The sequence below is a fragment of the Labrys sp. E2SS-1L genome, assembly GCF_057073705.1.
Window position 1 is genome coordinate 1,184,690 of sequence record NZ_CP172713.1, and the last position, 23,723, is coordinate 1,208,412.

Annotated in this window: 22 protein-coding genes; 17 read left to right on the top strand and 5 right to left on the bottom strand. The window is 63.3% G+C overall.

The window, feature by feature from the left end; genetic code table 11:
- The first annotated feature begins 239 nt into the window (after positions 1 to 239).
- The 5 genes from ACIGJE_RS31020 to ACIGJE_RS31040 all read left to right on the top strand — a co-directional run bounded on the left by ACIGJE_RS31020 (position 240) and on the right by ACIGJE_RS31040 (position 6,188).
- Positions 240 to 1,730, top strand: a complete 1,491-nt coding sequence (locus tag ACIGJE_RS31020) for an ABC transporter substrate-binding protein (RefSeq protein ID WP_376717678.1) — start codon at positions 240 to 242, stop codon at positions 1,728 to 1,730.
- 86 nt (positions 1,731 to 1,816) lie between these two features.
- Entirely contained in the window at positions 1,817 to 2,731 is a 915-nt protein-coding gene (locus tag ACIGJE_RS31025; RefSeq protein ID WP_483681211.1) for an ABC transporter permease, read from the top strand.
- Between the two features lie 11 nt (positions 2,732 to 2,742).
- Positions 2,743 to 3,666: an ABC transporter permease gene (locus ACIGJE_RS31030; protein WP_483680521.1), complete on the top strand. Its 924-nt coding sequence runs from the start codon at positions 2,743 to 2,745 to the stop codon at positions 3,664 to 3,666.
- Positions 3,659 to 5,278 carry an ABC transporter ATP-binding protein gene (locus tag ACIGJE_RS31035; RefSeq protein ID WP_415081045.1) on the top strand — a complete coding sequence of 540 codons (1,620 nt, stop codon included), beginning with the start codon at positions 3,659 to 3,661 and terminating at the stop codon, positions 5,276 to 5,278. Before ACIGJE_RS31030 ends, ACIGJE_RS31035 begins: the two co-directional genes overlap by 8 nt.
- Positions 5,279 to 5,306: 28 nt before the next feature.
- Positions 5,307 to 6,188 (top strand): dihydrodipicolinate synthase family protein, encoded by an 882-nt coding sequence (locus ACIGJE_RS31040; RefSeq protein WP_483680523.1) that lies wholly within the window; start codon positions 5,307 to 5,309, stop codon positions 6,186 to 6,188.
- A gap of 30 nt (positions 6,189 to 6,218) precedes the next feature.
- Here the strand turns inward: ACIGJE_RS31040 and ACIGJE_RS31045 are convergent, their stop codons facing one another.
- Positions 6,219 to 7,241 (bottom strand): LacI family DNA-binding transcriptional regulator, encoded by a 1,023-nt coding sequence (locus ACIGJE_RS31045; RefSeq protein ID WP_483680525.1) that lies wholly within the window; start codon positions 7,239 to 7,241, stop codon positions 6,219 to 6,221.
- A 281-nt stretch (positions 7,242 to 7,522) separates the two neighbouring features.
- Here ACIGJE_RS31045 and ACIGJE_RS31050 point away from each other — a divergent pair, with 281 nt between their 5' ends.
- From ACIGJE_RS31050 to ACIGJE_RS31085, 8 genes are read left to right on the top strand one after another with little or no spacing between them, the layout of a single operon-like run.
- The gene (locus ACIGJE_RS31050) at positions 7,523 to 8,614 is read left to right on the top strand and encodes a Gfo/Idh/MocA family protein (protein WP_483680527.1); all 1,092 of its coding nucleotides are present in this window, start codon (positions 7,523 to 7,525) and stop codon (positions 8,612 to 8,614) included.
- Positions 8,615 to 8,650: 36 nt separating this feature from the next.
- Complete coding sequence (locus tag ACIGJE_RS31055) at positions 8,651 to 9,565, top strand: sugar phosphate isomerase/epimerase family protein (RefSeq protein ID WP_483680529.1); 915 nt, start codon at positions 8,651 to 8,653, stop codon at positions 9,563 to 9,565.
- Positions 9,566 to 9,583: 18 nt separating this feature from the next.
- On the top strand, positions 9,584 to 10,522 hold the full coding sequence (locus tag ACIGJE_RS31060; RefSeq protein WP_311936843.1) for a sugar ABC transporter substrate-binding protein: 939 nt from the start codon (positions 9,584 to 9,586) through the stop codon (positions 10,520 to 10,522).
- 54 nt (positions 10,523 to 10,576) lie between these two features.
- A complete protein-coding gene (locus tag ACIGJE_RS31065; protein WP_311936846.1) occupies positions 10,577 to 11,581 on the top strand; it encodes an ABC transporter permease in 1,005 nt (334 codons plus the stop codon).
- Entirely contained in the window at positions 11,581 to 12,363 is a 783-nt protein-coding gene (locus ACIGJE_RS31070) for an ATP-binding cassette domain-containing protein (protein WP_483680531.1), read from the top strand. The genes ACIGJE_RS31065 and ACIGJE_RS31070 overlap by 1 nt, the downstream gene beginning before the upstream one ends.
- 2 nt (positions 12,364 to 12,365) lie before the next feature.
- Complete coding sequence (locus tag ACIGJE_RS31075; RefSeq protein WP_483680532.1) at positions 12,366 to 13,547, top strand: aldose 1-epimerase family protein; 1,182 nt, start codon at positions 12,366 to 12,368, stop codon at positions 13,545 to 13,547.
- 52 nt (positions 13,548 to 13,599) lie between these two features.
- A complete protein-coding gene (locus ACIGJE_RS31080; protein ID WP_483680534.1) occupies positions 13,600 to 14,712 on the top strand; it encodes a fatty acid desaturase family protein in 1,113 nt (370 codons plus the stop codon).
- Positions 14,713 to 14,722: 10 nt separating this feature from the next.
- On the top strand, positions 14,723 to 15,523 hold the full coding sequence (locus tag ACIGJE_RS31085) for a 3-methyl-2-oxobutanoate hydroxymethyltransferase (protein ID WP_367624719.1): 801 nt from the start codon (positions 14,723 to 14,725) through the stop codon (positions 15,521 to 15,523).
- A 99-nt stretch (positions 15,524 to 15,622) separates the two neighbouring features.
- Here the strand turns inward: ACIGJE_RS31085 and ACIGJE_RS31090 are convergent, their stop codons facing one another.
- The 4 genes from ACIGJE_RS31090 to ACIGJE_RS31105 form a co-directional block, all read right to left on the bottom strand.
- The gene (locus tag ACIGJE_RS31090) at positions 15,623 to 16,294 is read right to left on the bottom strand and encodes a uracil-DNA glycosylase family protein (RefSeq protein WP_311936859.1); all 672 of its coding nucleotides are present in this window, start codon (positions 16,292 to 16,294) and stop codon (positions 15,623 to 15,625) included.
- A 21-nt stretch (positions 16,295 to 16,315) separates the two neighbouring features.
- Positions 16,316 to 16,876, bottom strand: coding sequence for a DUF488 domain-containing protein (locus ACIGJE_RS31095; protein WP_483680536.1), 561 nt, complete (start codon positions 16,874 to 16,876; stop codon positions 16,316 to 16,318).
- Between the two features lie 9 nt (positions 16,877 to 16,885).
- Positions 16,886 to 17,095, bottom strand: a complete 210-nt coding sequence (locus ACIGJE_RS31100; RefSeq protein ID WP_483680537.1) for a hypervirulence associated TUDOR domain-containing protein — start codon at positions 17,093 to 17,095, stop codon at positions 16,886 to 16,888.
- A 516-nt stretch (positions 17,096 to 17,611) separates the two neighbouring features.
- Complete coding sequence (locus ACIGJE_RS31105) at positions 17,612 to 18,496, bottom strand: LysR substrate-binding domain-containing protein (RefSeq protein WP_311936868.1); 885 nt, start codon at positions 18,494 to 18,496, stop codon at positions 17,612 to 17,614.
- Positions 18,497 to 18,633: 137 nt separating this feature from the next.
- On the opposite strand from ACIGJE_RS31105, the gene ACIGJE_RS31110 reads away from it, so the two are divergent.
- The 4 genes from ACIGJE_RS31110 to ACIGJE_RS31125 are packed head-to-tail and all read left to right on the top strand — an operon-like array spanning position 18,634 to position 23,698.
- The gene (locus ACIGJE_RS31110; RefSeq protein ID WP_483680539.1) at positions 18,634 to 19,827 is read left to right on the top strand and encodes a 2-aminoethylphosphonate--pyruvate transaminase; all 1,194 of its coding nucleotides are present in this window, start codon (positions 18,634 to 18,636) and stop codon (positions 19,825 to 19,827) included.
- Between the two features lie 29 nt (positions 19,828 to 19,856).
- The gene (gene phnA / locus ACIGJE_RS31115) at positions 19,857 to 21,116 is read left to right on the top strand and encodes a phosphonoacetate hydrolase (RefSeq protein ID WP_311936873.1); all 1,260 of its coding nucleotides are present in this window, start codon (positions 19,857 to 19,859) and stop codon (positions 21,114 to 21,116) included.
- Positions 21,113 to 22,567 (top strand): phosphonoacetaldehyde dehydrogenase, encoded by a 1,455-nt coding sequence (phnY, locus tag ACIGJE_RS31120; RefSeq protein WP_367624724.1) that lies wholly within the window; start codon positions 21,113 to 21,115, stop codon positions 22,565 to 22,567. The genes phnA and phnY overlap by 4 nt, the downstream gene beginning before the upstream one ends.
- Before the next feature lie 6 nt (positions 22,568 to 22,573).
- Positions 22,574 to 23,698: a TIGR03364 family FAD-dependent oxidoreductase gene (locus ACIGJE_RS31125; RefSeq protein WP_483680541.1), complete on the top strand. Its 1,125-nt coding sequence runs from the start codon at positions 22,574 to 22,576 to the stop codon at positions 23,696 to 23,698.
- Positions 23,699 to 23,723: the final 25 nt, after the last annotated feature.

A 23,723-nucleotide genomic window follows, 5' to 3' on the forward strand; every position in this document is an offset into this window, starting at 1 on the left:
GTTCCCTCCCATCTGAGGCCACCATCACAAAAAACACAAAGTTGTCAAGTTTTATAATGTCACGATTCCGATTAAAGAATGCAGATTTTTTTATTAACTAATTGATTTTAAATGAAAAATTTTTTCAAAATATCGGCAATTGAATTTACATTGTGAAATAAATTGACAAATTTATAGGAAAAGGCGATGGTTTGGGCAACCGGCGAAAGGACGTCGGAGGGAGGACTGCCGTGAAGAAAATGCTTGTCTTGGGGGCGCTGATGCTGGGCTCGGCCCTCTCGCCCGCCTTCGCCGGATCCGGGCCCATCAAGATCGTGCTCGCCGAGGAAGCGGATCTGCTGGAGCCCTGCATGGCAACCCGCTCCAATATCGGCCGAGTCATCATGCAGAACGTCAGCGAGACACTCACCGAGCTCGATGTTCGCAACCATAAGGGCCTGATGCCGCGCCTCGCCGAAAAATGGGAACAGAATCCCGATGGCAGCTGGCGCTTTCATCTGCGCCACGGCGTCAAATTCTCCGACGGCACGGCTTTCGACGCCAAGGACGTCAAGCACAGCTTCGATCGCATCATGAGCGACAAGAACGCCTGTGAATCACGTCGCTATTTCGGCGGCATGACCGTGACCCCCGCCATCGTCGACGACTACACCATCGACTTCAAGGCCGATCCTGCCCAGCCGATCCTGCCGCTGCTGATGTCTCTCGTCACCATCGTGCCCGAGGAGACGCCACTCGAATTCGTACGCGAGCCGGTCGGCACGGGTCCCTATAAATTGACCAACTGGACGCCGGGCCAGCAGATCGTCCTCACCAGCCGCGACGACTACTGGGGCACCAAGCCGGAAGTGACGCAGGCGACCTATCTGTTCCGCGCCGATCCCTCGGTGCGTGCCGCCATGGTCCAGACCGGCGAAGCGGATCTGTCGCCGTCGATCTCGCAGCTCGACGCCACCAATCCGGCCACCGATTTCTCCTATCTCGACAGCGAGACGGTCTATCTGCGCATCGACCACAATATCCCGCCGCTGAACGACGTCCGCATCCGCCGCGCGCTCAATCTGGCCATCGACCGCCAGGCCTTCCTCGGCACGCTGGTTCCCAAGGATGCCCTGCTCGCCACCGCGATCGTCCCCCCGCCGACGCTCGGCTGGAATCCGAACGTCAAAGTCTTCCCTTACGACCCCGATGGCGCCAAGAAATTGCTGGCAGAGGCCAAGGCGGATGGCGTCAACCTCGACACGCCGATCACCATCATCGCCCGCTCTGCCAATTTTCCCAATGTCACCGAGATCATGGAGGCCATCCAGGCCCAATTGCAGGATGTGGGCTTCAAGGTCGACCTGAAATTCGTCGAGGTCGCCGAGCACGAGCAGTATTATTCCAAACCCTTCAAGGAAGGCCGCGGGCCCCAGATCGTCGCCGCCATGCATGACAATGCCAAAGGCGACCCTTCCTTCTCGATGTTCTTCAAATACGCGACAAACGGCACCCAGTCCGGCTTTTCCGATCCGAAGGTCGACGACCTGATCAAGCGTGCTTCCGCTGCAGTCGGCGAGGAGCGGGCCAAGCTATGGTCGGAGCTGTTCGCCTATCTGCATGACGACGTCGTCGCCGACGTGCTGCTGTTCCACATGGTCGGCTTCTCGCGCGTTTCCGAGCGCCTGGACTACAAGCCGACCATGGCGACCAATTCCATGCTCCAGCTCTCCGAGATCAAGATCAAGTAGACTTGTCCGCTCGAACGACAGGCTTGCCAGTCGCAACAGCCATCGAGGCGGTGGGTCATCCTGCCGCCTGCCGCCTTGAGGACGCCATGCTGAGCTTCATTCGAAAACGCGCCGTGGCCAGTCTGATCTCCCTGGTCGGACTGATCGTCATGGTCTTCTTCCTGTCGCGCCTGACCGGCGACCCTGCCGCCCTGTTCCTCCCGGTCGAGGCTTCGGCTGAAATGAAGGAGCAGTTCCGCCAGTTGCACGGCTTGAACGATCCTCTGCTGGTCCAGTTCCTGCGCTATGTCGGGGACGTGGCGGTCGGCGATTTCGGCGAGTCCCTGCGCAAGGCCCGACCCGCCCTCGACGTCGTGCTCGAAGCCTTCGTGTGGACGCTCTGGCTGGCTGCCATCACGATGACGCTGGTTACCACTACCGCCATCGTCGTGGGTTCGCTTGCCGCCTTCCGCGCCGGCGGCTTCTTCGACCGGCTCTCCTCCCTGATCTCCCTGCTCGGCGCCTCGGTTCCCGATTTCTGGATCGCGATCGTGGCGATCGTCGTCTTTTCCGTGAAGCTGGCCTGGTTGCCGACGTCGGGCACAGGTTCCCTTCTCCACTGGATCCTGCCGATCTGCGTGCTGTTCATCCGCCCCTTCGGCATCATCGTGCAGGTGGTACGCGGATCGATGATCGGCGCCCTCTCCTCCGCCTATGTGAAGACCGCCCGCGCCAAGGGCGTCAAATCGGGCCCGATCATCTTCATCCATGCCCTGCGCAATGCCATGCTCCCGGTCATCACCGTGATCGGCGACCAGGCCGCGAGCCTGCTCAATGGCGCCGTCATCGTCGAGACCATTTTCGGCTTCCCGGGCATCGGCAAATTGATGATCGATTCCATCCTGCAGCGTGACTTCAATGTCGTGCTGGCGGCGATCCTCGTCACGGCGCTGGCGATCTTCCTCATGAATCTCCTGATCGACTTTGCCTACGCACTGCTCGATCCGCGGATCCGTCACTGAGGACAGCGGCCATGACCCACCCCACGGCTGATACCACGATCGCAGCCGAGCCTTCTTTCGCGACGCGCATGGCGCGCATGTTGCTGGCCGACAAATTCGCCCTTTGCGCCGCCATCCTGCTGCTCCTGTTCGTAGTCCTCGCCATCATAGGACCGAGTTGGCTCGGCGAACTGGCGACCAAGCAAAACCTCCGCGGCCGCAACGCAGCTCCCTTTGACTGGGAACGCGGCTGGGTATGGTGGATGGGCGCAGACGCGCTCGGTCGCCCCCTGCTCGCGCGCATCGTCGTCGCCACGCGCAACACGCTGTTGGTGGCCGCCGGCGCCGTTGTCCTGTCGGCTAGTGTCGGCACCCTGCTTGGGCTTCTGGCCGGCTTTTCCTCCCTTCGCGTCAACCAAGTGATCATGCGGCTTGCGGACGTCATCATGTCCTTCCCGTCGCTGCTGATCGCCGTGATCGTGCTCTACATTCTGGGGCCATCGATCCTGAACCTGATGCTGGTGCTGGCCATCACCCGCATTCCGGTCTACCTCAGAACCACGCGGGCCGAAGTGCTCGAGATCCGCGAACGCATGTTCGTGCAGGCGGCCAGGGTGATGGGGGCGTCCAGGACGCGCATCCTCTTCCGCCATATCCTGCCCGTCGTCCTGCCGACGCTGACCACGCTTGCCACGCTGGATTTTGCCTATGTCATGCTGGCCGAAAGTGCCTTGTCCTTCCTCGGCATCGGTATTCAGCCACCCGAGATCACCTGGGGCCTGATGATCTCGCAGGGCCGGCAATATCTGACCAATGCCTGGTGGCTGTCCTTCTGGCCCGGCCTTGCGATCATAGTGACGACCCTGTCGCTGAACCTTTTGTCGAACTGGCTGCGCATCGCGCTCGATCCAACGCAGCGCTGGCGCCTCGAAATGAAGGTTCGCAAGAATGGCTGATCATCTCCTGGACGTGCGCGGCCTCTCCGTCGAGTTTCATACGGCGATGGGTGTGGTCAAGGCGGTTCGCAACGTCTCCTACCATCTCGACCGTGGCGAGACGCTGGCGATCCTCGGCGAGAGCGGTTCGGGCAAGTCGGTCTCCTCGTCCGCCATCATGAACCTGATCGACATGCCGCCGGGACGCATTGCCTCGGGCGAAATCCTGCTCGATGGCGTCGACCTCCTGAAGATGCCGGCGCGTGAAAGGCGCGAGGTGAACGGACGCCGCATCGCCATGATCTTCCAGGATCCTCTCAGCCACCTCAACCCGGTCTACACGGTTGGCTGGCAGATCCGCGAAGCGCTCACCACCCATGGCACCGACGCAGCCACTGCCCGGGCCGAAACGCTGCGCCTGCTGACGCGGGTCGGCATCCCCGATCCCGAGTTCTCGCTCGGCAAATACCCGCATGAATTCTCGGGTGGCCAGCGCCAGCGCGTGATGATCGCCATGGCGCTGGCACTTCGGCCGGACCTTCTGATCGCCGACGAACCGACCACCGCGCTCGACGTCACGGTTCAGGCAGAAGTCCTTGCCCTGCTGGAGGAGTTGCAGCGGGAAACCGGCATGGCGATCCTGATCATCACGCATGATCTCGGTGTCGTCGCCGAAATCGCCGACCGGGTCGTGGTGATGGAAAAGGGCGAACTGGTCGAGGCCGGCACTGTCAGCCAAGTCTACAAGAACCCCCAGCACCCCTACACCAGGAAGCTCATCGCTGCCGCACCCGGCAGAGGCCAGATGCACGAGCCGGTTGCCCGCGCCGAACCCGTGCTTTCGGTGCGCGACGTGCGCAAGCGCTATGGCGCCTTCGAGGCCCTGAAGGGCGTTTCTTTCGATCTCATGCCCGGCGAAACCATGGCTGTCGTCGGCGAGAGCGGGTCGGGCAAGTCCACGCTTGCCCGCATCTTGCTGCGCCTCGACGAGCCCGATAGCGGCAGCGCGCTATGGAAGGGACGCGATCTGTTCACGATGTCGCCCGCCGATCTCTACAGGCTGCGCCGTGACCTGCAGATGGTATTCCAGGACCCGACCCAGTCGCTCAATGCGCGCATGACCGTATACCAGCTCATCTCCGAAGCATGGGCCATCCATCCCGATATTCTCCCCAGGGCGAGATGGCGCGAGCGCGTGGCTGAGCTTCTGATGCAGGTGGGTCTCAGCGCCGAGCATATGAGCCGCTACCCCCACCAGTTCTCCGGCGGCCAGCGCCAGCGTATCGCCATCGCCAGGGCCCTTGCGCTCGAACCCCAGCTCATCATCTGCGACGAGGCTGTGTCGGCTCTCGACGTCTCGGTGCAGGCCCAGGTCATCGCGCTGCTCGACAGGCTGCGCCAACGGCTGGGGATCGCCTTCATCTTCATAGCCCATGACCTGCCGGTAGTGCGCGACTTTGCCGACCACGTCATGGTCATGCAGAAGGGCAGCATCGTGGAACTCGGAACGGTCCGCGAGGTGTTCGAGGCCCCGCGCCAGGATTATACCCGCGCCCTTCTTGCAGCGGCGCTCGACCCCGATCCGGACACCCAGGCCGCCCATCGCGCCGCCCGTCTGAGAACAGCCTCCTGAAACACCGGTCCCATCCAAGGAAGACCCCATGTCCAGACAAGCCTTCGTGGCCCTCGTGACCTGCTTCAACGAGGACGAAACCGTCAACTACCAAGCGACGCGCGCCCAGGTTCGCCGCCAGGTCGTGGCCGGCAACAACATCATGTGCGCCGGCACCAATGGGGATTTCACGGCGCTCACCTTCGAGGAAAAGGTCCGATTGACCGAAGAAGTCGTCGATGAGGTCGGCGGCCGCGTCAGGGTGATCGTCAATGCCGGCATGCCGGCAACCTTCGAGACGATCAAGCTGGCGCGCGAATTCGACCGCATCGGCGTCGATGGCATCGCCGTGATCACGCCCTTCTTCATCGCCTGCACGCAGGACGGCCTCATTCGCCATTTCTCGACCGTCGCCGATGCCGTGCAGACGCCAGTCTATCTCTACGATATCCCGGCGCGCACGCAGAACCACATCGAGCCCCAGACCGCTCGAACCCTGGCCCGCCACGGCAACATTGCCGGCATCAAGGACTCGGGGGGCGCGAAGGAGACGCTGGAGGCCTACCTTCAGGTTTCCAAGGAAGTCGATGGCTTCCAGGTCTATTCCGGGCCCGATCATCTGGTGCTGTGGGCGCTCCAGAATGGCGCAGCCGGCTGCATATCGGGCCTGGGCAATGCGATGCCGCATGTCCTGGCCGGCATTTTGAGCGCCTTCAACTCCGGCAATGTTACCGAGGCGGAAAGACAGCAGGCTATTTTCGCCGCTTTTCGCACCGACCTCTACGCGCTCGGATTTGCTCCCGCCATGGTCAAGCGCGCGCTCTATCTGCAGGACGCCTCGGTTGGCGCCAGCCGCCAGCCGGCGTTGCTGCCCAATGACGAGCAGGATGCGCAAGTCGCCAACCTCCTGCGCCAATATGGCATGCTCTGATTTGGCCGGCTTTCCGGGTGGCTGCGCCTCTCAGACCTCCGGAATATTCTCTTTGAACACCACTTGCAGGCGCGGCGGATGGGCAATGATCGGCTGATCCCGCAAGGAGTGGATCAGCGTATTCAGCGCTTCGCGCGCCTCCACGCGCGGGTTCTGGTCGATGACCGCATCGAGCGTACCGTCCAGCAGCAACGGCTTGGTGTCCTCGGTGACCTCATGCCCGACGAAGACGACCGAGTTCGCACGGCCGCATTCTTTCAGGGCACGGGCGATGCCGGGAATGCCGGCACCGATATTGTAGATGGCGGCGAGGTCCGGATGATGTTGCAGCAGCGCCTTGGTTTCCGCATAGGCGCGTTCGTTGTCGTCACCCATTTCGCGAAGCTCCACGATGCGCAGCCCGGGATTCTCCTCGGCGAGGATGTGGCGAAAGCCCATCTCTCGTTCCTCATGGCCGCGATAGGACAATGACCCGGCCAGCAGCCCGACCTTGCCCGTCCTGCCGGCACCCATGAAGCGGCCGGCGAGATAGCCGGCAAGGCGGCCCGCTGCCCGGTTGTCGATGCCGACATAGGCGACGCGCGGCACGGACTGGATGTCGGAAACGATCGTCACGATCCTGACGCCGGTGGCCGCCAGCGACCGGATCGCCTCGCGCACGGTGGGATGATCCAGCGCGATCACCCCTACGCCGTCGGTTTCCCCCTGCAGGTCGTAGAGCGCCCGGGCGAGCCTATCCGGCGTGAAGTCGTCGACCGTGTGGATCCGCGCGTCGACACCGGCGCGATAGGCCGCCTGCTCTCCAATCTGCTCGCACAGCTTGCGCATGAAGGCGTTGGAACGGGAGGGCAGCACGAAATCGAGGCGCAGGCTGCGCCCGCTTCCCGCATCCTGCGCCGCGCCATCATCGAGCACATAACCGAGGCGCTGGGCGGTCTCCAGAATGATCTCGCGGGTCCGGCCGCGTACGCCGGGGCGCCCGTTCAGGACACGATCGACCGTTGCCGACGAGAAACCGGCCTCTCGCGCAACGTCTGACAGGGTGGCACGCAATCTGGAACTCGCCTTCCGAATGCGGCACGGATGCCGCCTTTTGTGATTCTGATTGAAAATGATGGATTTTTTGCGGGCCGAGTGCAAGCGACACCCAGGCCCCGGAAATTGCCGGTCGCTATTTATCCACCTGTTTTAGCTTGTGTTTTCGACATCTTCTTCAAGTCTTCCAAGCCGGATGATTTACAATGATTTACAATGATTTCAAATGATGTTGACATCAAAATCCATCAACATCAATATCGCCCGAAAGGTCGGACAAACAGACCTAGGGAGGATGCATGAACGAACCCAGGCATTTCGCGCCGGATGCCCCGGTGCGCACCAGGCGCTACGCGATCGGCTGCATCGGTGCCGGCATGATCATGGCCGAATGCCATCTGGCGGCCTACAAGGAGGCGGGCTTCCCCGTCGTCGCCATCGCGTCCCGCACCAAGACGAATGCCGAAAAGGTTGCCGCCCGCTGGCAGATCCCGACCGTACATGACACGCCCGAGGCCTTGATCGAGGATACCGAGGTCGAGATCCTCGATCTTGCCTTTCCGCCGGACCAGCAGCCGGCCCTCATCCGCCATGCCCTCAAGCAAAGGCACGTCAAGGCGATCCTCGCCCAAAAGCCGCTTGCCCTGTCCTTGTCGGAAGCCATCAAGCTGCGGGACGAGGCCGAGGCCGCCGGCAAGATCCTCTCCGTCAACCAGAACATGCGCTACGACCAGTCGATGCGCGTGCTCAAGCAGGTCCTCGACGCCGGCGACCTCGGGCAGGTGGTGTTCGCCCAGATCGACATGCATGCAATCCCCCATTGGCAGCCCTTCCTGCGCAATTACGACCGGCTGACGCTCGCCAATATGAGCGTGCATCACCTTGACGTGCTGCGCTTCCTGTTCGGCGATCCCGACGAGATCACCACCCTCACCCGCAAGGACCCCCGCACCACCTTCGACCATCGCGACGGCATCACGATCTCGACGCTGCGCTTTCCCTCGGGGGTGCTGGCGCTGTCGCTCGAAGACGTCTGGTCGGGCCCGAGGCAGGAAGGCTATCGCGACGACCAGCACATCACCTGGCGCGTGGAGGGAACCGAAGGCGTGGCCAAGGGCAGCATCGGCTGGCCCACAGGCGCCCCGTCCACCTTCAGCTATGCATCGGCCAAGGCCACGGGCGGCGAGTGGGTCACGCCGCAATGGCAGACCATGTGGTTCCCGCACGCCTTCATCGGCGTGATGGAGCAGCTTCAGCATGCGGTGGAAACCGGAACCGCCCCGGCCCTTTCGGTCGCCGACAATGTCAGGACGATGGCGCTGGTGGAGGCGGGATATCGCTCCATCACGGAAAGCCGCACCGTCAGGCTCAGCGAAATACCCATCCATTGAAAATCAAGAAATATCGATACGGGAAGGAAATCGACCATGATGCAGGCAGGTATCTTCACCGGCTATTTTCCCTATAGCCTGGAGGAAACGGCGAAGAAGATCCGTTCGCTCGACTTCAACACCGTGCAGCTCGACCTGCATTTCAAGGATGTCGACCTCTCCGCCGGCCAGATCACCAAGGACAAGGCGAAGAAGGTGCACGATACCTTCCGCGACCACCATCTGCCGATCTGCTGCATCTCCGGCTACACCAACATCATCCATCCCGACAAAGCCGAGCGCGAGAAGCGCGTCGACTATCTCAAGGAGATCATCCGCAATGCGCGCCATTTCGGCTCGCCCTATGTGATTTCCGAGACAGGAACCTTCAACACCGAGTCCGATTGGGTGCATCACCCCAGGAACAAGACCGAGGAAGGCTTCGAGGAATGCCGCAAGGTGATCGCCGACCTCGCCCAGACGGCCTATGACCACGGCGCGGTCTTCCTGCTCGAAACCTATGTGAACAATGTCGTCGGCTCGGTCGAGGAAACCGTGCGCATGTTCGCCCAGGTCGACCATCCCGGCCTCGGCCTGCTGATGGATCCGACCAATTATTTCGAGACCCACAACATCGACCGGATGGACCAGATCCTCAACCAGGTCTTCGACACGCTCAGTGACAAGATCCGGATCGCCCATGCCAAGGACGTGAAGCGTTCGGGCGACGACAAGAGCGAGAAACATGCCGATATCGGCGACGCGGATGCCCTCGAAAGCCATACCTTCCGTGGTGTCGGCGAGATCGAACTGCCCGCCCCCGGCCTCGGCTCCCTCAATTACGATCTCTATTTGCAGCGTCTTGCCCAGAAGCACCCCAACATTCCGGTGATCATCGAGCATCTGTCCGAGGAGGACGTGCCCCGCGCCAAAAAATTCCTCGACGGCAAGTTCCGCGACAACGGTCTTTGAAGGTCGAGGGAGGCGAACATGTTGAAATTCGGACTGAAGCTTGCCGCCGCAGCCGCCTTGCTGGCCATGGCGATCACCGCGCCGCAGGCGCAGGAGCAACAGAAGACCTTCTATCTTCTCTCCCATGGCGGGCCGTCCGACGCGTTCTGGATCGACTGGAACGCCGGCGCCACCAAGGCCTGCGACCAGCTCAAGGTCACCTGCAAGATTTCCTTCAGCGGCGGCGACATGGCCGCCCAGAAGGAGGCCTTCAACTCGGCCATCGCCGCCAAGCCGGATGGCATCGCCACCACTTCGGCGCAGCCGGGCCTGTGGACGGAGGAGGTGAAGGCGGCCAAGGCAGCCGGCATCCCGATCATCTTCTACAACACCGATGACGTCGCCACCGGCCGCCAGGCCTATGTCGGCGCCGATCTCAAGGAGGCCGGCGTCACCTGGGCGAAATATCTGGTCGACAAGAAGCTGGTGAAGCAGGGCGACAAGGTCTTCCTGCCCGTCGAGGTGCCCGGCGCCAGCTACCAGCAGCTGGAGACGGCGGGCATCGCCAGCGTCTTCGATCCGCTCGGCATCAAATATGACGTGGTCGATTGCGGCACCGATCCGGCCGGCATCATCGCCAAGATGACGGACTACATGATCGCCAGCAAGCCGCCGGCGATCATCGCCCTCGGCGACTCCGTGGCCGCCAGCGTCAAGCGGGTCTTCGAGGGCGCCGGTGTTTCGGCCGGCCAGATCCCGGTGGTCGGCTGGGGCAATTCGAGGGAGACGGCCGAGGCGGTCAAGGCAGGCTATGTCAACGCCGCCGCCTGGCAATACCCCTCGGCGCAGGGCTTCATGCCCGTCGCCCTGCTCAACCTGGCCGCCTCGGGCCAGCCCATCGGCTACGACGTGCACACCTTCAGCCTCTACGACGCTTCCAGCGTCGAGCCGATCCTGAAGCTCTACGCCGGCAAGTAACCGAAGGGGCCGGCCTCGGCCGGAACCCTCCTTTTCGCAGCGAATGGGACCGTCATGGCTTTGGTCGTGGAAAACAACACTCCCGGAAGGAGCCTGCGGGCGAGCCTGCCGCGCTCGCCCCAGATGGCATCGCTCGTCATCCTCCTCGTGGCCCTGGCGGGCTTCGCCGTGGCCGACGCCAATTTCCTTTCCCCGCTCAATATCACCAACATGATGGCGTTCCTGCCCGAGCTCGGCATCATCGCGCTCGGCATGACGCTGCTGCTGACGGCAGGCGAGTTCGACCTTTCGGTCGGCGCCGTCTTCGCACTGGCGCCGGTGCTGGTGATGCTGCTGGTGCAGCAGGGCGTGATGGATATCGGCCCGGCCCTGCTGGTCGGCCTCCTCCTCTGCGTCGCGATCGGCTGGGTCAACGGCGTGATCGTGACGAAGATCGGCATCTCCTCCTTCCTCGTCACGCTTTCCATGCTGCTGATCCTGCGCGGCGTGGCCCTCTACATCACCCAGGGCTTCCCCCTGAAATCGTGGGACCAGCCCGGTCCCTGGGTGACGCTGCTGGCCGGCAGCTTCCAGGCCGGAGCCTTCAAACTCTACACCTCGCTATGGTGGTTCATCGGCCTCACCGGCCTGTGCATCTATCTGCTGAACTACGCCAAGCTCGGCAACTGGATCAGCGCCATCGGCTCGAACCGCAATGCCGCACTTGCCCGCGGCGTGCCGGCCGACGCCGTGAAGATCTGGCTGTTCATCCTGACCTCGGTGCTCGCCGGACTTGCCGGCATGATCAGCGCCTTCCGCATCTCCGCCGCTTCCCCGGTGGCCGGCACCGGCTATGAACTCGAGGTCATCGCGATGGTCGTGGTGGGCGGCACCGCCCTCACCGGCGGACGAGGCACCATCTTCGGCACCGTGGTCGGCGTGCTCATGCTGCGCGCCATCCGCAACGGCATCGTACTGATCGGCGTGCCGGGCCTCGCCTACAACATCTTTCTCGGCGGCATCATCCTGGTGATGCTGATCCTGCACGCCTTGCTGCAGAAGAATGGCGGGAGGCGCTGATGGCCACGGAAGTCCTGCGGCTCGAAAACCTGCGGAAGTCCTTCGGCAGCGTGCAGGCCCTCAAGGGCGCCTCGCTGACATTGCGCGAAAGCGAGGTCGTCGCCCTGCTCGGGGACAATGGCGCCGGCAAGTCCACCCTGATCAAGGCGATCTCCGGCGTCCATCCGAGCAACGGCGGCGCCATCTATGTGCGCGGCGACAAGGCCTCCATCCGCTCGGCGCGCGATGCCATGGATCTCGGTATCGAGACGATCCATCAGGACACCTCCCTGGCCCCGGATCTCAGCATTGCACGCAACCTCTTCCTCGGCCGGGAGCCGGTGAAGCTGAGCTGGCTCGGCGTATTCGCCCCGATTGATTTCGGCGAGTTGCGCCGCGTGGCGGCGGCCTTGCTGAAGCGCGTCGGCATTTCCAAGGAGCTCGACGCCGATGCCCTGGTCTCCACGCTCTCCGGCGGCGAGCGCCAGTCCATCGCCATTTCCCGTGCCATGCAGTTCGCCGCCAAGGTGATCATCCTCGATGAGCCGACCAACAATCTCGGCGTGGAGGAGACCCATGGCGTGCTGCGCTTCGTCAGGGACATGCGCGATGCCGGCCACAGCGTGCTGTTCATCACCCACAACATCCACCACGTCTTCGAAGTCTGCGACCGCCTGGTGGTGATGCGCCACGGCGAGGTCGTGGCGGAGAAGACGGTGGCGGAGACCGACCTCCTCACCGTGGAAGGCATCATCATGGGCGTCGACATCAAGGCGCTGCTCAAGGATGCGAAGGCGCATTGAGAATGGTCGAACTGTTCGGACGCTCCCTCACGCGCCGCCAGATCGGCGAACGGGCCGGCATGCTGTCGCAATTCGCCGGCGTGCGGCTGATGACATTGGGCGACGGCGTCGAGCGCGGCATCCGCATGCTGGAATTCCGCACCGGCACGGGCCTGCGTTTCACCGTGCTGGTCGACCGCGCGCTCGACATCGCCGACTGCGAGTATCGGGGGCAATCCATCGGCTGGCATTCCCCGACCGGTTTCCGGCATCCGGGCCTGCATGAATATGAGGGGGAAAACGGCCTTGCCTGGGCCCGTTCCTTCTCCGGCCTCCTGGTGACCTGCGGCCTCGATCATATCCTCGGGCCGCAGGAAACGCCGGCCGACAGCTACAACTATCCGGGCAAGAGGAGCATCCGGCATTCTCTGCATGGCCGCATCGGCACCATTCCCGCCCGCCTGACCGGCTATGGCGAGAGCTGGAACGGCGAGCACTGCGTGCTCTGGGCGGAGGGCATCGTGCAGCAATCGGCCGTGTTCGGCGAGGACCTGCATCTCCTGCGACGCATCGAGGCCGATCTCGGCGGCAACGAGATCCGCATCCGCGACCGCGTGGTCAATCACGGCTTCCGGCGCACGCCGCACATGTATTTCTATCATATCAATATCGGCCATCCCGTGCTCGACGAGGGCTCGCGCTACCTCGCCCCCATCGCGGATGTCGCCTGGGCTGCCCATGCCGGCGAGGCCTATCGCCGGCAGGAAGTCGGCTATCGCGTGGCTCCTGCCCCCAAGGCCGGCTTCCGCGAGCAGGTCTGGCAGCACAGGCTCGCCGCCAATGCCGCTGGCGAACAACCGGTGGCCCTCGTCAATGACCGCATCGGCCTGGGGCTGATGGTGGTCACGCGGCAGGACCAGTTGCCCTGCCTCTATCAATGGCAGAACTTCCAGCCCGGCGAATATGTTCTCGGCATCGAACCCTCGACGCATCACGTTCTCGGCGATCTCGCCGCGCGCGAGCGCGGCGAGATGATCTGGCTGGAGCATGGCGAAGAGCGCCGCTACCAGGCGACCTTCAAGGTCCTCGACGGCAGCGCCGAGATCGTGGCGGCGGAAGGCCTCGTCACCGGTATCGCCCGCCAACCCTCGGAGGACTTCCCCCCGCCATCCGGACTGTTCCTGCACCTGGAGGGACGCTCGTGACGAGGGGATCAAACGGGAAAGATGTGGGCCGAGGCCCGGAAAACCACACGAAATGAACGGCATGGCCATGGCGACGATGCATAGGAAACGGGATTACAGCCTGGTCGGCGACAGCACGCGCCAGGCCATCGAGACGGGCTTGGCATCCGCGGAGTGGTACCACACCGACATCCCCCGCAAGGTCATGAAGGAGTTGATGCAGCGCTCCGATGGACCTGCCATCCGCGACACCGTGATCTGGATTGCCGCCATCCTCATATCCGCGGCCGGCGGCATCTGGTTCTGGGGCAGCTGGTGGTGCCTGCCCTTCTTCTTCGTCTATGGCGTGCTCTACGGTTCCTCCAGCGACTCGCGCTGGCACGAATGCGGTCACGGTACCGCCTTTCGCACCCGCTGGATGAACGACGTGGTCTACCAGATCGCCAGCTTCATGCTGATGCGCAATCCCGTCACCTGGCGCTGGAGCCACGCCCGCCACCACACCGACACCATCATCGTCGGGCGCGATGCCGAGATCGCCGTGATGAGGCCGCCGGACCTGATCCGGCTGGTACTGAATTTCGTCGGCATCATCGACGCCTGGTATTCGCTGATCGCCCTCGGCCGCAACGCCTTGGGAACCCTGACGCCTGACGAGCAGAGCTTCATTCCCGAGATGGAGCGGCACAAGGCCGTGACGGCAGCACGCTGGCATATGGCGATCTATCTTGCCGCCATCCTCGCTGCGCTCGCCGCCCGGTCCTGGCTGCCGCTGATGCTGATCGGCCTGCCGCGCCTCTATGGCTGCTGGCACATGGTGATGACCGGCCTGCTTCAGCATATCGGCCTTGCCGACAATGTGACGGACCACCGGCTCAACACCCGCACCGTCTACATGAACCCGATCAGCCGCTTCATCTACTGGAACATGAACTACCATGTGGAACACCACATGTTCCCGATGGTGCCCTATCATGCCCTGCCCAGGCTGCATGACCTGATCAAGCATGACCTGCCCGCACCGAACCCGTCGATGTGGCACGCCTATCGCGAGGTGTTTCCGGTCGTGCTGCGCCAGCTTCGCAACGAGGATTATTTCCTGCTGCGGGAGCTGCCGCCCACCGCCCGGCCCTATCGCGCCGAATTCCATGAATTGGCCGTGGCCGCGGCCGCGGCCGCCGAGTGAGAACCACGCAATGACCCGCACCAGACCCACTGTTGCCGACCTGCGCGCCCTCAAGGGCCGTAAGCAGCTGACCATGCTCCGCGTCACCACGCTGGAGGAGGCCGAGGCCGCCGAGCGGGCGGGCGTGGACATCGTCTCCATTCCGCCCGAGCTGATCCTCGACCCGCGCTATCGCGATGCCGCGCCGAGCCTGTTCTCCATGCCGGGCGAGAACTTCTACGAGATCGGCACGGCGGACGACTTCGTGCGCTGGTCGTTCCGCATGATCAAGGCCTCCGCCGATGCGGTCTATTGCAGCGCCTCCTATGCCACGATCAAGCGCATGGCGGACGAGGCGGTCCCCGTCATCGGCCATGTCGGCTTGATCCCCTCGCGCAAGACCTGGACAGGCGGCTTCAAAGCCGTCGGCAAGACGGCCGACAGCGCCCTGCAAATTTTCGAGGCCGTCAAGCAGCTCGAAGCGGCCGGCGCCTTCGGAGCCGAGATCGAGGTGGTGCCGGTGGAGGTCGCCGAGGCGATCGCGCAGCGCACCAGCCTCTTCATGCTGTCGATGGGGGCCGGCGCCGGCTGTGACGCGCAATATCTGTTCGCCGAGGATATCCTCGGCATGAATCGCGGCCACATGCCCAGGCACTCCAAGGTCTATCGCAATTTCGCTGCCGAATATGATCGCCTGCAGGCCGAGCGCGTTGCGGCCTTCCGCGAATATGTGTCGGATGTGGGCGCCAATGCCTATCCGCAGGAACGGCACATCGTGCATATGCCGCCAGATGAATTGAAGGCGTTCATGACGAAGCTTGAGGTGAGCTGAGGCTGGCCTCCAAATCAGGCCTGATGCCGTAAGAGTCCCCGCTATCGCTTCGCTTGCTGCTGGAAGCCCGTATCCATTTTGGGTCACGGTATTCCATCATCACAGAAGAACATCCCGTATGTCCGCCTGCAGCACAGGCAACACATCGGTCTCGAACCACGGATTCTGGCTCAGCCATTTGTTGTTGTGCCAGGACGGATGAGGCAACGGAAACCTGCGCATCCGCGGGTCGCTTTGATAGACCTCGCGCCACCGCCTGACCGTTTCATTGACACCCCATCGTCCGGCTTCCGGTCCGAGGTGCCAACGCTGGGCATAGGAACCGATGACCAGCAACAGCCTCACATTCGGCATTTGAGAGAACAGCCGGGAGCGCCAGAGCTCTGCGCACTCCCGGCGGGGCGGCAGATCGCCGCCGTTCGACGTCAATCCCGGAAAGCAAAATCCCATCGGCAGAATGGCAACCTTCGACGGATCGTAGAAGCTGGCTTCGTCAACTCCCAGCCACCGTCTCAAACGCACGCCGGACGGGTCATCGAAGGGACGACCGCTCTTGTACACTCTGGTTCCCGGTGCCTGGCCGGCTATGCAGATACGCGCATCTTGCGATGCCTGAATGACCGGCCTTGGCTCATGAGCCAGCGGCATGCCGTACCGGGGGTCATCGCGGCAGATGCGGCAGGCGCGGATACTGCTCAGCAGTGCCTCAAACGGGGAGGCCTGGTCGCTCGTCTTTGAAACGTGGGGCTCGAGGGGCGTCACTGATTTCATTGAATGGTCACCGCACGGCCTTCATGGCTGCTCCGCGGCTGGGCTATTGCGGGGTGCCGGATAGATAATCGTCGCGTCTGCTTCGACCATGGCACCCGTCGTGAGTTGCGCACGCTCAAGGCGCCCCTCTCCCATGATGTGGAAAACGATCTCTCCCTCGGCGATCAAATAGTCCGCCACGATGCGGCGGTGACATCGCCACCACACCGCTTCCGAACACATGATCGCCGAGCGCTTCTTGTGTCCCTCGCTGCGCAGGCGCTCCAAGCCTTCGTGAAACTCACCCGAAAGTGCATAGTCGGCGTAATTGTGGAAGCTCTCGTTTGTCCAAAAGCCATTGCGATCCCGAGGGAATGCTCCGAACTTGCCGCGAAGGCCACCAAGCGCAGCAATGTAATCGTATGAAATCTGGCAGGCCGAGAGGGAGCCGGGCAAGCGATCCTGATTGAATTGCGGGTTGGCTCTCGACATCGGGATCTTCCTGATATCGACGAGCAGCTCAACCTGCGCCTGACGCAGAAGGTCGACAAACTCTTCGATGCGCCGGTTGGAATGGCCGATGGTGAAGAAGGGCGGCTTCACGCGCCTGGTTCACACATGGTCGAGGGCACTGCCCTTGTGAGCGGCGATATGGTCGGTCTTGTCGCTCTTGATCTCATATTGGGGATCGTCTTCCGTCGCACGGTGGATATGCCCCTTATAGTCGAAATCACGTGTATGGATCGCGATAATCGTCCCCGATACGCGGCCCGCCTCGGAATTCCAGGTCACGTGATCGCCGATCTCAAATCGTTTGGTCATCCCGCCAACTCCTCCTTCCGTCGGAAGCCCACTCCCACACGCGCGTCATTTCGATCCTGGTCATGGGCGTGATGGACGGCCGAGGCAGTCTCGCCTGCTTGGGCGGCTTGCGGCGAAGTCAACCTGATCCCGCCGCGCATTCATGCTGCCATTCTCCACCGAGACAGCGCTCGACGACAGGCCAACTGAATCACGCTCCACGACCACAAGAAGCCTCGCTTCCTGGCCTCGCGAAACAACATTTAACATAACAAAACTTCTGATCAGCAAGAAGCCGGCCTAGCGTGTTCCCTGCTTCTGCTGCCCCCAGCGGAAGCCAAATCGACCGAGCCCCGCAACGCTTGGTCAACAGGCCCGGTCGCCCCACCCAAACCTCAGCGACCGGGCCACCTGCCACCGCACCGTCCGATTGCCGGAAAACGTCGAGTTGGCTCTGCGACAGCGATTTTCCTGACGCGTCCCCGGAGCGATGCCTCGTCGCGGCCGGCCAATGCCGCTGTCGAGAAGAAGGAGGGCCTAACCGCTCATTGGGATCCGGTTGGCAAGTTCCCTCGCAATGCCCAGAAAAGCGCGGATGGCTTTGGCATCGCTTCGCTCGCTCAGGCAGACCAGCGCCTCTTCCATCAGCATTGGAGGGCCCGAGATCGGGATTCTCATGAGCCGGCCGTCGTTGCCGAACTCGGCCTCGGAAACGAAACCAAGGCCGGCGCCCGAAGCCACGATCTCACGGACAGCTTCGCGTCCCTCCGCCTCGATGGCATATTTCAGCCTGATGCCGGCATCGGCCGCCCCGTCCTCCAGGCGCTTGCGGGTCTTGGAGCCACGCTCGCGAATGACGAGGGGCATCGTGGCCAGATCGGCAAAGGAAAGGCTCTTGCGTCCACCAAGGTCGAAATCTGCCGCGGCAAAGGCGACGATCGGCGTGGCGTTGAGGGCGATGATCTCGAAGTCGCGGCCCGCCGGCACCTCCCCCACGACACCGATATCCGCTTCATAGTTGAACAGGCTCTTGATGACCGTTTCGGTGTTGCCGGACCGGACGGTGACGTGGACCCCCTGATAACGCCGGCGGAACTCGCCCATGATATGCAGCACGTGGTGGGCCGCATCGGCGACGATGCGCAGCGTCCCGGCCCGAAGAGAACGGGATTCCGACAAGAGCTCGAGAGCCTGATTCTCCATTTCGAACATGCGCCGGGTGATGGTCAAAAGGCGCTCCCCGGCTTCCGTCAGCACGACCTGCTTGCGCTGCCGATTGAACAGGAGCGTGTCATATTCCTCCTCCAGCTTGCGAACCTGGTCGGAGATCGCCGGCTGGGTCAGCAGCAATTCGCTGGCGGCCCGCGAAAAGCCGCCCGAGATCGCCACATAGTGAAAGGCGCGGAGTTGAACATAGCGCATCGGCGATCATCCCCAGGGCTCGATATCGTCCACATATAATCACAGCTTATATACGGATACAAAATAACGATTTTTAGAATAGATTGTGCCGGTCCTATATGGTCGCCGAACGAACGGCATCTGATGAGGACCGGCCCATGCACGATGGTGCGTCGACGCAAGCTTTTGCCCCTCCCCTGCTCGGTGAGCCCTATCTGCTGACCCCCGGCCCGCTGACCACTTCAGCCGAGGTGAAACAGGCCATGCTGCGCGACTGGGGCTCCTGGGATGCCGATTTCCGTGCCATGACCGTCGAGCTTCGGCGGGGCCTGCTCGCTTTGACCGGCGACCGCAGGGGCGACTATGATTGCGTGCCCATGCAGGGGTCCGGCTCGTTCTGCGTCGAGGCCATGCTCGGTTCCTTCGTCCCCAAGGACGGCAAGGTCCTTGTCCTGGCCAATGGCGCCTATGGCCTGCGGGCCGCCGAAACCATGCGCTATATTGGCCGCCCCTACACCCTCATCGACAAGGGCGACTACCTGCCTCCGCGCGGCGAGGAAGTTGCGGCCGCGCTCGACGCGGATCCGGGGATCAGCCATGTCCTTGCCATCCATTGCGAAACCTCCTCCGGCATTCTCAACCCGGTGGCCGAGATCGCCGCCGTGGTCGAGAGCAAGGGACGCAAACTCCTCATCGATTCCATGAGTGCCTTCGGCGCCATCCGCCTCGACGTCAACGAGATCGCCTTCGAGGCCATGGTGTCCTCCGCCAACAAATGCATCGAGGGCGTGCCGGGCTTCGGCTTCGTGATTGCCCGCAAGGATGCGCTGAAGGCGGCTGAGGGCAACAGCCACTCGCTCAGCCTCGACGTCCACGCGCAATGGGCCACGATGGAAAAGACCGGGCAGTGGCGCTATACGCCACCCACCCATGTGGTCGCGGCCTTCCTCCAGGCCCTGCGCATGCATACCGCCGAGGGCGGCGTAGCAGGGCGGGGTGCCCGCTATATCAGGAACCGCGATGTGATGGTAGCCGGCATGCGCGAGCTCGGCTTCGAGACGCTGCTCTCCGACACCTGGCTCTCGCCCATCATCGTGACCTTCTTCTGCCCCGCCGATCCGAATTTCGTTTTCAGCCGCTTCTACGAACAGATGAAACAAAAGGGGTTCATCATCTATCCCGGCAAGCTGACGGTGGTCGAGTCCTTCCGCGTCGGCTGCATCGGACGGATGGATGAGCATGTCATGCGCAAGGTGGTCGAGGCGGCCCGCCAGTCCCTCGCCGAGATGAAGGTTGCTTCCGCCGCCCCGCCCGCCGACGCCATTGCCGAACGCGCAAAGCTCGCCGCCTGAGGCGGCCCTTATTGAAGGATCGATCCTCGATGAACCAAATGTCCCCCGTCTCGGTCTCCGCCAACGAGCGCAATTACGCCTGGCCGCGCGTGCCGGCCATCGCCATCTGTCTCGACGGCTGCGAGCCAGCCTATCTCGACGAAGCCATCAAGGCCGGCTTGATGCCGGCCCTCGAGCGCATCCTGCGGAAGGGAACGGCCAGCACCGCGCACAGCGTCATTCCCAGCTTCACCAACCCCAACAATTTGTCGATCGTCACCGGGCGCCCGCCCGCCGTGCACGGCATCTGCGGCAACTACCTCTACAACCCCGAAACGGGCGAGGAGGTGATGATGAACGATCCCAAATTCCTGCGCGCCCCGACGGTGTTCAAGGCATTCTACGATGCCGGGGCCAAGGTTGCCGTGGTCACCGCCAAGGACAAGTTGCGCGCCCTCCTGGGCCACGGCCTGTCCTATGACGACGACCGTGCCGTCTGCTTCTCCTCGGAAAAGGCCAGCACCACCACCAAGGCTGCCAACGGCATCGAGGATGCCTCCAAATGGCTGGGGCGCCCGGTGCCGGACGTCTATTCGGCGGAACTGTCGGAATTCGTGTTCGCCGCCGGCGTCAAGCTTCTGCGCGAATTCCGCCCCGACGTCATGTATCTGACGACGACAGACTACATTCAGCACAAATACGCCCCCGGCGTGCCGCAGGCGAACGCCTTCTACGCCATGTTCGACAGATATCTCGCCGAGCTCGACGCGCTGGGTGCCGCCATCGTCGTAACCGCCGACCACGGCATGAAGCCGAAGCATCATGCGGACGGCTCGCCCAACGTGGTCTATGTCCAGGATCTGCTGGATGAATGGCTCGGCAAGGATGCCGCCCGCGTCATCCTGCCGATCACCGACCCCTATGTGGTGCACCACGGCGCGCTGGGCTCGTTCGCCACCGCCTATCTGCCCAAGGGCGCGGACCGGGAGGCCATCATCGCCAGGCTGCGTGCTATCCAGGACATGACGCTGGTGCTCGGGCGCGAGGAGGGCTGCCGGCGCTTCGAACTGCCGGAGGACCGCATCGGCGACATCGTCATGGTCTCGGGCGAGAACAAGACGATCGGCACATCCGAGCACCGCCACGACCTTGCCGCGCTCGACGAACCGCTACGCTCGCATGGCGGCCTGACCGAGCAGGCGGTACCCTTCATCGTGAACCGCCCCCTGCCCGACCTGCCGCAGGCGCCGGCCCTGCGCAATTTCGACGCCTTCTACTACGCCACCCTCGCAGCGGCTCAGCCAAAATGAACACACCCGAGAAAACCATCAAGGTCCGCCATGAACCAATGCGGATCGCCGGCCGCCTGGTCGAGGCCGAGGCGACCCTCGAGGTACGCTATCCCTATACCGACACGGTGGTCGGCACCGTTCCTGCCGGGCGCGCCGAACATGCCCGCCAGGCCTTCGAGATCGCAGCCGGCTACCAGTCGAAGCTCACGCGCTACGACCGCCAGAAGATCCTGTTGAAGACGGCCGAGCTCATCAACGCCCGCAAGGACGAGATTTCCGATCTCGTCACCAGCGAACTCGGCATTTCCAAGCAGGACTCGCTCTATGAGGTCGGGCGCGCCTTCGACGTCTTCACCCTCGCCGGCCAGATGTGCATCCACGACGATGGCCAGATCTTCTCCTGCGACCTCACTCCGCATGGCAAGCAGAGGCGGATCTTCACCCAGCGCGAGCCTCTCACGGCGATTTCGGCGATCACGCCCTTCAACCATCCGCTCAACATGGTCGCGCACAAGGTGGCACCGGCCATCGCCACCAACAATTGCGTGGTGGTGAAGCCGACGGAACTCACGCCGATGACAGCACTGGTCCTGGCGGACATCCTCTACGAGGCCGGCCTGCCGCCGCAGATGCTCTCGGTGGTGACGGGATGGCCCGCCGAGATCGGTGATGAAATGATCACCAATCCCCATATCGACCTGATCACCTTCACCGGCGGCGTGCCCGTCGGCAAGATGATCGCCTCCAAGGCCGGCTACAAGCGACAGGTCCTGGAGCTCGGCGGCAACGACCCGCTGATCATCCTCAACGACCTCGATGACGCCGACCTCGCCAGGGCGGCGGACCTCGCCGTCGCCGGCGCCACCAAGAATTCCGGCCAGCGCTGCACCGCCGTCAAGCGCATCCTGGTGCAGGAGAAGGTCGCCGATCGCTTCGTGCCCCTGGTGCTCGAACGCGCCAAGGCCATCCGCTTCGGCGACCCCTTCGATCCAGCCACCCAGCTCGGCACGGTGGTGCATGAGAAGGCGGCCGCCCTGTTCGAAAAGCGCGTCCATATGGCGGCTGAGGCCGGCGCCGAGATCCTCTACGATCCCGGCCGCCAGGGCGCACTGCTGCCGCCGATCGTCGTCGACAGGGTGCCGCATGCGAGCGAGCTCGTCATGGAGGAAACCTTTGGCCCGATCGTCCCGATCATTCGCGCCCCCGATGACGACGAGGCCCTGATCGCACTGTCGAACTCGACGGCCTTCGGCCTGTCCTCGGGCGTATGCACCAACGACTTCCGGCGCATGCAGGCCTTCATCACCGGCCTCCGGGTCGGCACCGTCAATATCTGGGAAGTGCCGGGCTATCGCATCGAGATGAGCCCCTTCGGCGGCATCAAGGATTCGGGCAACGGCTACAAGGAAGGCGTGATCGAGGCGATGAAGTCCTTCACCAACGTCAAGACCTTCTCATTGCCGTGGTAGCGCTTCATGCCCGAGACCTTTGATCTTGCCGTGGTCGGGGCCGGCATTGTCGGCCTCGGCCATGCGCTGGCAGCCGCCCGGCGCGGGCTGCGGGTCGTGGTCGTCGATCGCGACAGCGCGGCCAATGGTGCCTCCATCCGCAATTTCGGCCTGGTCGTCGTCAGCGGCCAGACGCCGGGTCTTTCCTATCGACGCGCCCGGCGCAGCCGGGAGGTCTGGCTTGCGACGGCGGCCGAGGCCGGGATCGACATCCTCCATCGCGGCATGGTGATCGCCGCCCAGCGCCCCGAGGCGCTCGACGCCATCGCGGCGTTCTGCACCACGCCCGAAGGCGCCTCATGCCAGGCCTTGACGGCAGCCGAACTGGCGGAGCGCGAGCCCTCCCTCGCCGGTTCCGGCGCAATCGGCGGCTTCTTCAGCCCGCATGAATTGCGGGTCGAATCCTCCCTCGCCTTGCCCCGCCTCGTCGAATGGCTCCAGACGCGTCACGGCGTCAGCTTCCGCTTCGGCACGGCGGTACGGGGGGTCGAACCCGGCCGGCTTCGCACCAACATGGGGGATATTGCGGCCTCGCGCATCGCGATCTGCCCGGGCGATGATCTTGCCACCCTTTTCAGCGAGACGATCGCAGAATACAGGGTGCGGCGCTGCAAGCTGCAGATGCTGCGCCTCGCCGATCCCGGCTTCAGGCTCAATTCGGCGCTGATGTCCGATCTCAGCCTCCTGCGCTACGGCGCCTTTGCCGCAATGCCGGAAACGGCGGCGCTGCGCCGGCGGCTCGAAAGCGAGCAGGCAAGCGCCCTGGCGAACGGCGTTCATCTCATCGTCACCCAATCGGCCGATGGCTCCCTGGTCGTGGGCGATTCACATCATTACGGCACCACGCCGGATCCCTTCGCCTCCACGGAAGTCGACGCCCTGATCCTGGCCGAATACGAGGCTCTGTTCCGCGCGTCGCCTCCCCGTGTCACCGCCCATTGGGTCGGCACCTACGCGTCCTCGTCGAAAGACGAGGCGCTGCGCCTGAACCCCTGCGACGGCGTAAGGCTGGTGATCGTGACCAGCGGCACGGGTGCGAGCACCGGTTTTGCTCTCGGCGAGGAGACGATTGCCGAGCTTTTTGGAGACTGAAGAGGGAGCGGGCTCGGCCCGGCTG

Excerpts from the sequence above, each read along its gene's own strand:
- ACIGJE_RS31020 (WP_376717678.1), top strand. The coding sequence starts at position 240 with ATGCTTGTCTTGGGGGCGCTGATGCTGGGCTCGGCCCTCTCGCCCGCC.
- ACIGJE_RS31025 (WP_483681211.1), top strand. The coding sequence starts at position 1,817 with ATGCTGAGCTTCATTCGAAAACGCGCCGTGGCCAGTCTGATCTCCCTG.
- ACIGJE_RS31030 (WP_483680521.1), top strand. The coding sequence starts at position 2,743 with ATGACCCACCCCACGGCTGATACCACGATCGCAGCCGAGCCTTCTTTC.
- ACIGJE_RS31035 (WP_415081045.1), top strand. The coding sequence starts at position 3,659 with ATGGCTGATCATCTCCTGGACGTGCGCGGCCTCTCCGTCGAGTTTCAT.
- ACIGJE_RS31040 (WP_483680523.1), top strand. The coding sequence starts at position 5,307 with ATGTCCAGACAAGCCTTCGTGGCCCTCGTGACCTGCTTCAACGAGGAC.
- ACIGJE_RS31050 (WP_483680527.1), top strand. The coding sequence starts at position 7,523 with ATGAACGAACCCAGGCATTTCGCGCCGGATGCCCCGGTGCGCACCAGG.
- ACIGJE_RS31055 (WP_483680529.1), top strand. The coding sequence starts at position 8,651 with ATGATGCAGGCAGGTATCTTCACCGGCTATTTTCCCTATAGCCTGGAG.
- ACIGJE_RS31060 (WP_311936843.1), top strand. The coding sequence starts at position 9,584 with ATGTTGAAATTCGGACTGAAGCTTGCCGCCGCAGCCGCCTTGCTGGCC.
- ACIGJE_RS31065 (WP_311936846.1), top strand. The coding sequence starts at position 10,577 with ATGGCTTTGGTCGTGGAAAACAACACTCCCGGAAGGAGCCTGCGGGCG.
- ACIGJE_RS31070 (WP_483680531.1), top strand. The coding sequence starts at position 11,581 with ATGGCCACGGAAGTCCTGCGGCTCGAAAACCTGCGGAAGTCCTTCGGC.
- ACIGJE_RS31075 (WP_483680532.1), top strand. The coding sequence starts at position 12,366 with ATGGTCGAACTGTTCGGACGCTCCCTCACGCGCCGCCAGATCGGCGAA.
- ACIGJE_RS31080 (WP_483680534.1), top strand. The coding sequence starts at position 13,600 with ATGAACGGCATGGCCATGGCGACGATGCATAGGAAACGGGATTACAGC.
- ACIGJE_RS31085 (WP_367624719.1), top strand. The coding sequence starts at position 14,723 with ATGACCCGCACCAGACCCACTGTTGCCGACCTGCGCGCCCTCAAGGGC.
- ACIGJE_RS31090 (WP_311936859.1), bottom strand. The coding sequence starts at position 16,294 with ATGAAATCAGTGACGCCCCTCGAGCCCCACGTTTCAAAGACGAGCGAC.
- ACIGJE_RS31100 (WP_483680537.1), bottom strand. The coding sequence starts at position 17,095 with ATGACCAAACGATTTGAGATCGGCGATCACGTGACCTGGAATTCCGAG.
- ACIGJE_RS31105 (WP_311936868.1), bottom strand. The coding sequence starts at position 18,496 with ATGCGCTATGTTCAACTCCGCGCCTTTCACTATGTGGCGATCTCGGGC.
- ACIGJE_RS31110 (WP_483680539.1), top strand. The coding sequence starts at position 18,634 with ATGCACGATGGTGCGTCGACGCAAGCTTTTGCCCCTCCCCTGCTCGGT.
- phnA (WP_311936873.1), top strand. The coding sequence starts at position 19,857 with ATGAACCAAATGTCCCCCGTCTCGGTCTCCGCCAACGAGCGCAATTAC.
- phnY (WP_367624724.1), top strand. The coding sequence starts at position 21,113 with ATGAACACACCCGAGAAAACCATCAAGGTCCGCCATGAACCAATGCGG.
- ACIGJE_RS31125 (WP_483680541.1), top strand. The coding sequence starts at position 22,574 with ATGCCCGAGACCTTTGATCTTGCCGTGGTCGGGGCCGGCATTGTCGGC.